We start from the raw sequence: 14,811 nt of genomic DNA, 5'->3' as shown, positions 1-14,811 counted from the left end.
ATTTTTAGGCGATGAGATATCCAGAGTACAAGGCGGTTAATTATGCTGAAATAGCGGACGAGATATTAGATTTTTGGAAAGAAAACGAAATTTTCGAAAAATCTATTGAAGTCAGAGAGGGGCATCCAGCGTTCAATTTTTACGAAGGACCACCTTCTGCCAACGGAACACCAGGTATTCACCACGTAATGGCCCGTACAATCAAAGACATTTTTTGCAGATACAAAACCCTCCGAGGCTTCCAAGTGAAGCGTAAAGGCGGCTGGGATACACATGGTCTTCCGGTGGAGTTGCAAGTTGAAAAAGAACTCGGTATCACCAAGGACGACATTGGCAAGAAAATATCCGTAGCAGAATACAACCAAAAATGTCGAGAAGCAGTCATGCGTTTTACGGACATTTGGCAAGACATGACCGACAAAATGGGCTACTGGGTGGATATGGAAGATCCGTACATCACCTACAAAAATGACTATATAGAATCCGTTTGGCACTTACTTAAGAAGCTATACGACAAAGGTCTTTTATACAAAGGCTATACCATTCAGCCTTACTCACCGGCTGCTGGAACAGGCTTAAGTTCGCACGAACTCAATCAGCCGGGCTGTTACAGAGATGTAAAAGACACTTCTCTTACTGCACAATTTAAAGTTATAAAAAACTCAAAATCAGAGTTTCTATTTGAGGCAGCTAAGAATGTGGAAGTTTTTATATTGGCTTGGACGACCACACCTTGGACTTTGCCTTCCAACTCAGCTTTGACTATTGGCAAAAATATTGAATATGCTTTGGTTAAGACTTTTAACCCCTACACATTTCTGCCTGTAAGTGTAGTTTTAGCAAAGGACCTGATAGGCAAATATTTTACAGAAAAAGGAAAAGATGGTGATTTTGAAGGATTTGAGGATTCAGACAAAAAGACTTTCCCTTGGCAGATATTGAGCACTTTCAAAGGTTCTGAAATAGATGGCGTAGAATATGAGCAACTGATGCCCTATGTACAGCCTAAGAGTTCAGCTTTTAGAGTAATCATTGGTGACTTCGTGACTACAGAAGACGGTACTGGTGTGGTTCATACCGCACCTACTTTTGGTGCCGACGACTTTAGAGTGGCTCAACAACACGGCATACCAGCAATAATGGTTTTGGATGAAAATGGAAAAGAAATGCCTTTGGTAGACCGAAAGGGAAGATTTGTGGCCGAAGTAACAGATTTTGCTTTGGAATATGTAAAAGAAGCCTACTACACTGAGCAAGAATTAGCGGCAGAAAAAGTAAAACAGAATAGAGATAAGTATCTGTCTGTCGATGAAAGAATAGCAATAAAATTAAAGACCGAGACTAAGGCCTTTAACGTTCAGAAGTTTGACCACCCTTATCCGCATTGCTGGAGAACAGACAAACCTGTCCTTTATTATCCTTTAGATTCATGGTTTATTCGTACAACTGCAGCCAAAGAAAAGCTTGTTGAACTCAATAAAACCATCAACTGGCAGCCAGAAAGTACAGGAACTGGACGGTTTGGCAACTGGTTGGAAAATTTGGTAGACTGGAATCTTTCGAGATCAAGATATTGGGGAACTCCATTACCAATTTGGAGAAGCGAAGACGACGAGGAAGTCTGCATTGGTTCTGTAAAAGAGCTTTTAGACAGTTTGGCAATGGCTAACTCTTCAGGAAAATTATCTGAGCAGCAGCTGGCGAAGAATAAGGCATTTTTATCCAACCTTGATACTGAAAATTTCGATCTCCACCGACCGTATGTTGACGAAATATACCTTGTTTCAACCTCTGGAAATGTAATGCAACGTGAGGCGGATTTGATAGATGTTTGGTTTGACTCCGGAGCAATGCCTTATGCACAGTGGCATTATCCATTCAGCCCTGAAACCACTAATGGAGGGCTAAATTCAACTTTTCCTGCTGACTTTATCTCCGAAGGTGTTGACCAAACCCGTGGTTGGTTTTTTACACTTCATGCAATAGCGGGTTTGCTTTTTGATTCTGTTGCATTCAAAAATGTGGTTTCAACTGGATTGGTTTTAGATAAAAACGGCAATAAAATGTCGAAAAGACTAGGCAATGCGGTTGATCCATTTGACACGTTAAAAAAATACGGTGCAGACCCTACACGTTGGTACATGATCACCAATGCCGAACCTTGGGATAATCTCAAATTTAATGCAGACGGTATTCAAGAAGTACAAAGGAAATTCTTTGGTACTTTAACCAACACGTATAATTTCTTTGCACTTTATGCCAATTTGGACAATTATCAAGTTGAACAATTTGACAGAGTTCCAAAAGAGAAACTTTCAGAACTAGACAGGTGGATTATTTCAAAAGTCTTTACACTTGTAAAAGAAGTTGGTGAAGAATTTGATGCCTATAATCCCACCAAAGCCGGTAGATTGATACAAGATTTTGTCTGTGATGATTTATCGAACTGGTACGTAAGACTCAACAGAAGACGTTTTTGGCAAGGTGAAATGACAGAGGATAAACGAGCCGCATACCAAACCTTACAACATTGTTTGGCGGCTGTGGCTCAGCTGATGTCGCCTATAGCCCCCTTCTATGGCGATTGGTTATACAAAAACCTTACAGACCAAGTTAGGCAAGAATCTATTGAGAAAAATACACCTTTTAAACACGAATCGGTGCATTTTACAGAATGGCATACCTATGACGAGTTCTGGGTAGATTCAGAACTTGAAGGAGCGATGACTTTGGCTCAAAACATCTGTTCTATGGTGCATGCTTTGAGAAAGAAAAGTAGTTTGAAAGTTCGTCAACCACTGCAAAAAATATTAATTCCGGCTACTTCAGCAAAAGTAATGGCTCAAATAGAACACATTACTGCAATCATACTTTCGGAAGTAAATGTAAAAAGCGTGGAGTTTTTGGATGATGAAAGCGGCATATTAAAGAAAAAAGTAAAAGCCAATTTCAAAGCTCTAGGTCCAAAGTTTGGAAAAGACATGAAAGCTGTGGCGGACACCATTCAAAACATGAGTGCCGAAGACCTCAAATCACTAGAAAAAACTGGCAGCATCAGTCTCAATGGATTCGAACTTGCATTGAGCGATGTTGAAATCCTCACTGAAGACATCCCAGGCTGGTTAGTAGCCGTAGAAGGCGGCATAACAGTAGCTTTGGACATAAAAATCAACGAGGAACTAAAGCAAGAGGGTATAGCGAGAGATTTTGTAAACCGAGTACAAAACCTTAGAAAAGAAAGTGGTTTTGAAGTAACTGACAAAATTGAAATTCTTTTGGAAAACAACAATGAGGAAGTATCGGAAGCTGTAGAAAACTTCAAATCTTATATTTCTACCGAAGTACAAGCTTTAAAATTAGAAATTATAGAAGCTGTTTCGGACGCCGTTGAGGTAGAAATGGACGAAATAAAGCTAAAATTGAAAATTGTTGTAAAAAAGTAAAATCCTAAGGGCTTAATTTTAAATAGCTTAGAAAATTCTTTAGAAAAATACATAATTTTTTTTCACAAAGAGTATTGACAATAAAAATTAAGCCCTTATCTTTGCACCACGTTTAAGAGAAACGCAAACGGTTTGGTAGTTCAGCTGGTTAGAATACCTGCCTGTCACGCAGGGGGTCGCGGGTTCGAGTCCCGTCCAGACCGCGAAATAAAAGCCTCATAATCAACAGATTATGGGGCTTTTTTTATGCCTATGTGTAACAAATCTTATTTCTTTTTTATTTCAAATAATTTTATGTCGGAAATTGATAATTCTTCCACGAAAAAAAAAATAATTGGAGAAACCAACTTTATTAGGAATCAGTCTGCTTGTTAATTTAAATATTAAGATTACTTGATACCGAAATTGTATATTTGAGACAACTTGTTATTTAAAAAATATTCGACTTACTAATCTTCTTACCAAGCTTGGAAAGTAATCATGTTAAAACGGCAGGATCAGAAATCACCATTTTAGCTTGTTATACTTTTTTGCAACTCACAAATAGAAATCCACATTATACAATCAAAGAATTTTGCTTGGCCATATGAATAAACTTGAATGAAAAAAACAATAGCCGCGACTTCATGAATTTAGTTAAGAAAAAAGCAAATTAATAAAAGCCAAATTCACTAATTCAGATTTTGTTTGTGCCAATAATTTAGTTTCAAAATCCATCTAGTCTAGACTTTAAAACCTTGGCAACAAACTTTTTAAAAACTCTCAAAATAAATTTACTACCGCTTAATAATTAAATAGTTAGCTTCTTTCTCAAAAGCCAGAAAAATTACACATTTTTAGTAAAATATATTATTTATTTCACTTTTTGGCATTGTTTTTATTCCTATTAGTTCAAATCTATTTTTGCTTTCCAATTGCCTTAAACCCGACCAAAAAAACTAGGATATGAATTTACTGAATTACCTAAATAATAGAATTAAATGAGGATCTATTTTTCGTTCCTTTTGGCTATTCTAATTGTCCCTTTTCAAAGCAACAGCCAAAGTGATTTTCTTAAATTTCAAAATTTGGATGTAAAAAAAGGACTTTCACATAGTTTTGCAAAATGCATGCTGCAAGACCAACTGGGCTTTCTTTGGGTTGGTACACGAAATGGTTTAAACAGGTACGATGGATACTCTTTTGAGGTGTTTAAAAATAACCCTCAAGACCCTCAAAGTCTAAGCAACAACCAAATAAATGACATATTTGAGAGCAAAAATGGCGATTTGTGGGTAGCGACTTTCGGAGGTGGACTTAATCGCTATAATAGAAGGAAAAATCAATTTGAGAAATTTAAAAACAATTTAAACAGCAACAATTCCATTTCAAGTAATTTTCTAAATACCGTTTTAGAAGATACTGAAGGGAATATATGGATTGGTTCAGATGGAAAGGGAATTGACTTTTACAACCCTAAATTGAATAAATTCTCTCATTACTCCACAAAAAACAACAAAAATGCCAACGACGATTATATTGAAACGATCTATCAAGATAGCAAAAAACGTATCTGGATTGGCACTGGACATGATGGCCTATTCTGGTTTGACACCAAAACCAACGCTTTAATACCTTTTGTATTAGGCAAACATCTTCAGGCAAAAACCCAAGACATCGGCGTAAAATCCATTTTTGAAGATAGCAGAGGGCAGCTGTGGATTGGCACGAACGGAAATGGCCTTTTAGCCTACAATCAAAAGAAAAATACATTTCAGCACTTCAATGCTTCTATGCAAAGCTCAAACGGATTAAATGCCGATGTCATTTATGCAATTGAGGAGGATAGGCATGGAAATATTTGGATTGGGACAGAGAATGGAGGACTTTCAATTTTCAATCCACAAAAACGATCCTTTAAAACTTTTACCCACGATGAGCTGGATACGTATAGCCTTAGTAATAATTCGGTGTATTCTATTTTGAAAGACATAAAAAACAATATGTGGATTGGCACCTTTAATCAAGGGGTTGACCAAGTTAATGTCGATGCTGACAATTTTACACATTTTAGAAGAAAATCTAATGATAACAGCCTGAAAAGCAACAAAATACTTACCATTTATGAAGACAAAAAAGAAATTATTTGGATCGGCACTGATGGTGGTGGGCTAAATCAATACAATCCTGCCACAGGCGTTTTCAAACAACTCTTAAACCAGCCTAGAAATACTGCTACCATTTCAGGCAACCATGTTTTGAGTGTTTGCGAGATGAAAAATGGTGAGTTATGGGTTGGAACTTGGGGTGCAGGTATAACTGTACTAAATTCCAACAGAAAAGTAATTCGGCATTTCCAGCATAATTCGTTGATAAATACCAGTTTGAGCAGCAATAATATCTGGAAAATTTTTCAAGACTCAGAAAATAATATATGGATAGGCACCTATGGTGGAGGCCTCAACCTCTACAATCCCCGAAACAATACTTTTATCCGCTACCCCTATGGCCTTAATTCAGCCAAGGGAACTAACAACAGCAAAATACTTTCAATTTATGAAGATACTTCGGGATTTCTGTGGATAGGTACTGATGGGAGTGGCCTAAACAAGATGGATAGGAAAAATAGGTCTTTCGAATATTTTTTAAACTCAGAAGGACAAAATAGCATTAGTGACAATACTGTAGGTGTCGTGAAAGAAGATAAATATGGGAATTTCTGGATAGCAACAAAAAAAGGCTTAGATTATTTCAATAGAAAAAATAGAAAATTTACTCATTACTCAGAATCTGACGGACTGGGTGGCGATATCGTTCATGGTATTTTAGAAGACTCAAAGGGGAATTTATGGATAAGCACCAATAAAGGAATTTCAAATTATGACTTAGCCTCTAAATCATTCCGCAATTTTTCAGAAGCGGATGGTCTTCAGTTTGGTGAGTTTAAAGAATTGGCGTCCTTAAAAACGAAATCTGGAAAAATGTATTTTGGTGGCAATAATGGTATAAATGCATTTTGGCCTGAACAAATTAAACCTGTTAAGTTTGACCCACCCGTATACATTACAGGATTCCAAATTTTCAATAAAAATATCAATGTGGCGAAAGACGAGAAAGACTTATCGCCACTGAAAGAGAACATCTTACTTACGAACGAGATTACTTTATCCTACAAAAACTCTGTTTTTTCATTTGATTTTGCCTCATTGAACTATGTTTCTGACAAAAAAAAGAGGTACAAATACCGCATGGATGGGTTTGAAAAAAACTGGCAAGAAGTGGATAATTCACATGCGGCTACCTATACTAATTTAGATCCTGGCACCTATACATTTGAAGTAAAAGGCTTAAACAATAATGGTGACTGGTCAACTCAAACAAAAAAAATACAATTGATAATCAGCCCTCCATTTTGGAAAACTTGGTGGTTTGCAGTCCTTTCCATATTAACTGTCGTGGGTATGTTCATTACCTTTCATTTAAGAAGAACCAAAGCCATAACAGCAAAAAAAGAAAAATTTGAAAAACTAGTTATTGAGCGAACCAAAGAACTAGAAATATCTACTATACAGGAAAGAAATGCTCGATTTGAAGCGGAGAAGGCAATGAAAGAAGCGGAGCATGCCAACAAAGCAAAAAGTAGTTTTTTGGCAACAATGAGTCATGAAATTCGCACACCCATGAATGGTGTGATAGGCATGAATAACCTCTTAATAGAAACTAAGTTAGACGAGGAACAAAAAAGTTACGTAGAATCTATTGGTATTTCAGCAGAGAATTTGCTCACTGTAATCAATGACATTTTAGATTTTTCTAAGATTGAATCTGAGAAAATAGAGCTAGAAGAACGTGACTTTGACCTTCGAGGGTGCATTGAAGATGTTTTAGACGTTTTTGCAAACAAGGCTTTGGAAAAAGGATTGGATCTAATTTATCAGATGGACTCCAATGTTCCGGCTCACATAGTTGGAGATGCAGTTAGGCTTAGACAAATCCTCCTAAACCTCATCAATAATGCCCTGAAGTTTACTGAAGAAGGTGAGGTTTTTGTCAATGTGAGTTACGCAGAATTGGTGGATGGCAATCAAATAAAGCTTCTTTTTGAGGTGAAGGATACTGGTATAGGAATTCCTGATGATAAGCGAAATAAACTTTTCCAAGCTTTTTCTCAAGTGGATTCTTCCATTACCAGAAAGTATGGGGGAACAGGCCTCGGCTTAATTATAAGTAAGAAATTGGCAGAAATGATGGGTGGAGAAATTGGTATTCACTCTGAATTAGGCGTAGGGAGCACTTTCTTTTTCTCCATAATTACTAAACCGAGTATCCTTATTGAACATCCGCAACTTAAAATTGAAGAAGATACCATTGAAGGAAAACAAATTTTAATAATAGATGATAATAAAACCAATAGGCAGATACTAGAAACCCAACTAAGAACTTGGAAGGTTGAGCCCACTTTGGCGATATCAGGAAAAGAAGCCCTAGATATAATGCGAAAAAATAAGCATTTTGACATGGTGATTACGGATTTCCAAATGCCAGAAATGGATGGGATAACGCTTTCTAAAGAAATTAGAAAATTCAACACTAAAATACCAATCATACTATTGAGCTCTTTTGGAGATATGTCATACAAGGAACATGGCCAAATAATCTCAGCAAGTCTTACAAAACCGGTAAAACAACATCAACTGTACAAGGAAATTCTCGGGCAATTTAGAACATCATTGCCCCTACAAAATGACGAGAAAAAAGTTGAAGAGAAAAGTAATTTTGATATAAATTTTGCCAGTGAGTATCCTGCCAATATTTTAATAGCTGAAGACAATCTCATTAATCAAATGGTCATTCAGAAAATATTAAAGCTTCTTGGTTTTCAACCAACTCTGGCAACAAATGGACTTATAGCAATAGAAAAAATCCAAAAAGATGTTTATGACATTATCTTAATGGACGTGCAAATGCCAGAAATGGATGGCATTGAAGCCACTAAACAAATTAGACAACTACCAATAAAACAGCCAGTTATAATTGCCATGACTGCAAACGCCATGCAAGGAGATAGAGAGGATTGTTTAAATGCAGGCATGGATGATTATATCAGTAAACCAATTGTGATGGATGATTTGCATAAAAAACTAAAAAAATGGGCTAGAAATAAAGTAGAAGTATTGGATCAATAGCTTATCTGAATACACAAGCTCTTTGAAATGGCCAACGTTATAATCTTGAATAGAACATTCAATTTTAAATTATTAAAATAAACACTAAATAAATTTAGATTAGTCAGTCTTTTGGAAAAATATTCTTTTTGCAAATTAACCCAATGGATTTAGTGCCGCTTGGCACCATAAACCATGTTGTAAAATTATCCTTTTCTAATTTTGCAGGTTTTTGATAATTAATTCAAAGCCAATAATTGAAAATAAACAAGAGTATGAAATGATTTATTGCACACAATCTTACTAATAAAAAATGGTTTACAATTAACCTTTAAAAAGATACGACTTCTATTGTTAATTCATACAATAACTTTCTATCGCATAATTTCTAAGACACCAGCATTTGAAAATTTCTCGCCGTTTTTCAAAATACCTGATACTTTATAAATATATAATCCTGAAACCACTTCATTGTTTTTATAAACACCATCCCACGTGTCGTTAACATCATTGAAATTGGCAACAACCTCTCCGAATCTATTAAATATCTGCATTTGAAAATCTTTAAACATGAGAACCTTGCCATTTATTTTTAAGATATCATTTTCACCATCCTTATTCGGAGTAAAAACATCTGGCAAATAAATTACTGGAGAAATAGGCAAAAGGATATCATTTGAGTTTGAGAATTTATTTATCCCATGTCCGCTGGCTTTTGCCTTTAAATAAAACGTTGCAAACTCTTCAAATGGCCCTAAATCCACCTCTGTTTTTCTTTTAGATGAATCCAATTCTTCAACTTTCAATTGTACTTTCGTTTTTTCATCTTTTAGAAATAGTTCATATCCTCCTATTGAATCAGCAGAAAAAGGATTTCCAGGTGTCCAATTTATTGTATTTTGGCCTTGAAAGTTGAGAAAAACTGAACTTACGCTATCGCTTAAAGCAGACCTACTATTACATTGGTCAACAAATCCTACCTTATAATTTTCAGATTTATTTAATATTGAGCTATCTTTTAGTCCTAATGCAATATTTGACGTACTATCTATTTTTGTAAAATTGGATCCAGTTTGTTTATACAAAAACCAATTTTCTTTTCGCAATGGCCAACTTTTGTCATCTTCTACATAAACGTAATTTTGTTTGTTTGTAGTTACCAATAAGTTCGTTATTGGAGGTAATATGGTTTGACTTTGATCTATGCAGACCTTGTTGGAAATACTCCGACCATAATATGAAACATATTTGTATGTGCCAGAAATAACCTGTTCGGTCTGGTAACAATATTTTTTACTACAGTCAACTGATTTATGAAAATAATTAAAAGTAGAACTGGACAGCATAATTGAACTTGGATTTAAATTTTCAACAATAACTTTAAGCACCTGTGATGTATTGAAGCTAATACCGTTTAATATCGCCAAAGGGAAAGGCAATAATGTTAGGCCTTTAAAACGTGTTGGATACTGGTCCCATGACAATTCATTTTGAATAAAATTGGGATTAAAAGACAACTTCATAATGGGATGAGTACAAATTTCAGCAGATTCTTCATCCTCCTTTCCGCAAATACTTTTTCTTTTTACATAAAAACAATAAGCCTTACTAGAATCGGGAATAGAAAATTCATATTGTCCAGATACAATTCCCTTTTGTATTTCTTGAATTGTGCTGAAGTTGTTTTTTTCATATCTGTACAAAACTGGACCGGAGCTTGGATCATTTACATAAGGACCAGTATAGTCTAATTTTACTCTTTTTAAATCAAGTAATTCTACCTTCTCAATATTAGGTGAATAAGGCAAAGCGGTTATGATTGATTTTGAGGGAATAACTTTAGCCGAAGAAGTATTAGAGCAATTTTTGGATGGATCCGAATAATTTCCTGAAATTTTGAAAATATAAGGCAAGGATACAACTCTCCTAAAACTATAAGGCAATTGTGTACTCTGAATATTAACTAAAGATATGCCAGAACCGAATTCAATTTTATAAGTATCAAAATTATTGACTTTATGCAAAGGAATATTGAATTCAACCAAAGAGTCGCAAACCGTGTAACTGTATATAGGTTCATTATTTGCTCTGACGTTTACATTTTTGCATGAAATTTCTACCTTGCCTTTTTTTTCTCCAACTTGAAGAATTGTATAATTTTTCGGTTTGCCAATATCTGTATAAATGAAACTCAACTGCTTGGTGGCCGTTAAAAGAATACTTTCCAAATTCTCACCTTGGTAATCATAAACATATTTAACATGGTCATTCCCTGACTTATCTTTAATATTCAATACTTCTGGAAGGCATATATCCGTTGAGCTTAGTTCAAATCCGTCATTTCCAAATGCTTTATGATCGCATAGTCCTTGAGCTTCAGAATCAATAATTCCAAAAAATATAAAGAAAACTAGGACACATATTGTTTTAAACAAACTCATCATAATTAAAAAAATGAGACCAAGAATGATAAAATTCTCGGTCTCAAAAACTAATTGATTATCTAATAATTGTAATAAAGTCTACCAAAGGTTTTTCGACTCCTTTAATTTTCAGAATATAGAAATAAGTACCATCAGGGACATCATCCGATGACCCTAGCCTAATACCTTGGTTAGATTTACCATTCCAACCTATCAATTCCATTTTTCTTTCTAGGTTATCTCCTTCAAATACTCTAGCTCCCCACCTATTTACAATAATTATATTTTCAACTTCAACACTTCCTTTAATTTCAATCTTAAATTCATCGTTGACGTTGTCACCATTAGGTGAGAATCCTCCTGGAACCAATACTAATTTACTAAGTTCTGTGGTATCTATTGGAATATAAAACACAGTAGAATCTGACTTGATGGCTATGATTTTTGTTCCTGAATTAGAAATATCTGTTACCGTATTTCCAAAATCATCGCTACCAAAAGCTTTAACGCTATTAAAATAAGGACCATAATTGCTACCGTATTTAATATCCACTGTAAAGTATACGGTATCTATTTCGCCCACTTTCAACTTTTTAGTTGAATCCATCAATGTCAACCTATGGTCTACGATTCCATCGAAAACCACATTTGGAGTTAAATTGCTTTGGCTTGAAACGATTCCTTTTTCCGAAACCTTGAAATCAATATTTGCAGGATACATTTTGCTTAAGCTGTCTGTCAAATAAACATTTTCTAAAATCGTATTTCCAATATTTTTAACCAAAACCATGTACTTAACTCTGTAAGTGAAATCATCCACCAATGAAGAGTCAACTATTGTAAGAGAAGTGGCAATTGCCGAAGTTAGGGTATCATTGTTCAGTCTAAAGCTAGTAGGAATGCTGTTATCATTCGGATTCCCATTATTGTCTGGATCAGCGTCTGTTCCATCTGTTGAAATATCTGTGATTGTTTTGTTTAATCCTACAAATACTGTTGCGGAATTAAAAAATTCTTTTTGGTCATTTGTAGCCTTTACTTTGACTTTGATACGCACAGATTTTGATACACCCGCTGGTATATTACTTAAAGAATCAATCAACAAACTTGTATTTGGAATTGTTCCAGTAAATAAAGGATTTACAACCAAACCATTATCTGCTACAACTTGAATGGTAGAATCAAGCAAAATCGCATCAATTCCAAATGTGGCTAACAAGTCATCCTCTAATTGGATTCTATTTAAATTAGTGGTACCCATATTACTCAAATTAAATGTAAATGGTATTTCGTATTTGTTCGAATCTAATTTCAATATTTGACCAACGTGTTTACTTAAACCAATTACCTTTTCTCTTTCAAAAAGGTCGTCATTTATTGTAAAATAACTCACATTGTTTGAAAGAATTGGATCCATTTGATCTACCGATAATACCTCAGCTTTATTTACAATTTTGCCTGTAGAAGTCACTTTAGCTTTATAAGTTATTGTAGTCACATCATTTTTACTCAATGAATCAATTTTGGCGAAAATTACTCCATTTTCAATTTTAGCATTTGTACTAATTGAATCGATTTGCAAACCTGAAGGAACGATGTCCCTAATCACCAAATTTGTAGCTTTTACATTCTTGTTGTTTTTAACTTGAATCTTATAGTAAACAAAACCACCTATTAGTGCATTGGTAAGATTTGCAGTTTTAGACACCTCAATATCAACTTTATGCGTGGAGTCTGGTATAATACCATTTACTCCACATTTTACAATTTTCGCTGTAACTTTTGCAGGAATACTATAACAGCCTTCTTTACTTCTTTCGAATAAATAATATTCTCCACCAGTTACCAAGCCAGGCGATGTAACTATCGCTGAATTAGGGGAATTACTAATGTGGAATTCAAAAGAGCCACCGGCTGAACTAGGATTACCTAAAATTGAATTATTTAAATCCAAACTTTCAAACGGGCAAATATTACTTATTTCAGAAATTACAGTTGGGGTTCTTACAATTCCACCAACAATAACTTTTATTGTTTTAGATGGAAGGCTTTGACAATTCCCGCTAATTGATTTACAAATTGCTGAATAGTTGAACGTTCCTACTTCTTGAGAAGATACTTTTAATGTCGAACCTAAAAACCCATTTGACCAAATCACATTGCCTAAGCATCCTTGTGCAGTAAGCGTAGTTGTTTCACCCAAACATATTGTGTTTTTAGCACATGTAACGAATGGTTGATTTGGACTGCCAACGGTTATACAAATTGGTTCAGAAACTTCACTTACACATTCTCCCTCGGTACAAACTGCCGTATATTCAGTATTCGAAGATGGTACTATGTTAATGCTATGTCCTACCATTCCATTGGACCATTTTACCTCTCCAATACAATTTTCTACAGAAATTGTAACCTTCTCACCTTCACAAATTATATTTTTTATACAAGCAACAATTGGTTTATCAATCTCTATTAGTCTTATATTAAGATAATTTGAAACCGAACTTTGGCAAGAACCTTCTTCTATACATATGGCAGAATAGATAGTCGAAAACTGAGGTTTTACTATAATTTGTCTTCCAGTTTTACCGTTTGACCATTGTAAAACTCCAGTTAAACATCCTGTAGCCTTTAGTGTTATATCTTCTGGACTACAAATTTGTGTTTTAGATGCTGTAATTATTGGAGCTTCCGCTACTTTTTCTACGATCAAGATTACATTTGAATTACCAGATGTCCCACAAGCATTTGTACAAGTTGCAGAGTAAGTTCCAGCATGAACTTGTATTGTTGTTCCGGTTCCACCTGCAGACCAAGTAATTGTACCACTTTCACAACCTGCAGCAATTAAAGTAGCTTTGTCTGTTCCACAAACCGTCAACTTATTTGAAGTTAGGAGCGGTGCTACAGGTGCTGAGCCATTTTGGATAATAATAACATTTGAATTACCTGAAGTGCCACAAGCGTTGGTACAAGTCGCGGTGTAAGTTCCAGTACCAACTTCTTTCGAAGTACCAGTTCCCCCCATTGACCAAGTAATAGTACCTCCTTCGCAAACTGATGCAGTTAAAATAACTTTATCCGTTCCACAAACTGTCAACTTGTTTGAAGTAATAACTGGAGCCTTTGGTAAAACGCCAATTTCTATATTAATAAAATTCGATGCTAAACTAGTACCACAAGAGTTTTTACATTTTGCGGTATATGCACCAACACCTACGAATATCACATTTCCAGTTGATCCATTGCTCCACTCTACCGTTGAATTACAACCAACCGCAACCAATCTTGCTTTTGCGGTATCACAAACTGTAACTTTATCTGTAGTAATCAATGGAGCATTTGGAACGCCTCCTATAGTAATTTTAACAATATTACTGTTTGGACTTTCTCCACATGAGTTTTGGCAAACAGCCGCATAATCTCCAGCTTGCGTAATTTTTATTGAAGCACCAGTTGCATTGTTAGACCATTTAACTGTACCTGAGCAGTTGGTAGCTGTCAAAGTGATTTCCTCATTTCCACAAATCTCAGTTTTGTTAGCAGAAATCACTGGTGCTACTGGTGATGGACTCGTTCCGATTGTTATCGTGTTTGAGTTTCCAGATGTTCCACAGCTTGTCGTACACGTTGCCGTGTATGTTCCTGCTCCTACTTCTTTGGTTGTGCCTACTCCGCCACCTGACCATGTAATCGTTCCTCCAACACAACCTGTTGCTGTAAGTGTCGCTTTATCAGTTCCACATACAGTCGTTTTGTTAGATGAAATTACTGGGGCTGCTGGGGCTGTGCCGTTGCTGA

The 14,811-nt window shown here is 35.4% G+C and carries 4 protein-coding genes and 1 tRNA gene; 3 read left to right on the top strand and 2 right to left on the bottom strand.

The features are described from left to right. Positions 1-11: 11 nt before the first annotated feature. The 3 genes from ileS (at position 12) to EGI24_RS14640 (ending at position 8,608) form a co-directional block, all read left to right on the top strand. On the top strand, positions 12-3,443 hold the full coding sequence (ileS, locus tag EGI24_RS14650) for an isoleucine--tRNA ligase (RefSeq protein WP_255049214.1): 3,432 nt from the start codon (positions 12-14) through the stop codon (positions 3,441-3,443). A 129-nt stretch (positions 3,444-3,572) separates the two neighbouring features. Further along, positions 3,573-3,646: transfer RNA gene (locus EGI24_RS14645), tRNA-Asp, on the top strand. A 777-nt stretch (positions 3,647-4,423) separates the two neighbouring features. After that, positions 4,424-8,608 (top strand): hybrid sensor histidine kinase/response regulator, encoded by a 4,185-nt coding sequence (locus EGI24_RS14640; protein ID WP_255049211.1) that lies wholly within the window; start codon positions 4,424-4,426, stop codon positions 8,606-8,608. 353 nt (positions 8,609-8,961) lie between these two features. Here EGI24_RS14640 and EGI24_RS14635 read toward each other — a convergent pair whose 3' ends face one another. Continuing rightward, a complete protein-coding gene (locus EGI24_RS14635; protein ID WP_255049209.1) occupies positions 8,962-11,031 on the bottom strand; it encodes a gliding motility-associated C-terminal domain-containing protein in 2,070 nt (689 codons plus the stop codon). 55 nt (positions 11,032-11,086) lie between these two features. Continuing rightward, the coding region (locus EGI24_RS14630; protein ID WP_255049207.1) for a gliding motility-associated C-terminal domain-containing protein at positions 11,087-14,811 on the bottom strand (3,725 nt) is incomplete at its 5' end.

Source organism: Lacihabitans sp. CS3-21 (assembly GCF_024343675.1).
Taxonomy (GTDB): domain Bacteria; phylum Bacteroidota; class Bacteroidia; order Cytophagales; family Spirosomataceae; genus Leadbetterella.
Note: the sequence above shows the minus strand (reverse complement) of the source record. Positions and strands in the feature narration are given on the sequence as shown.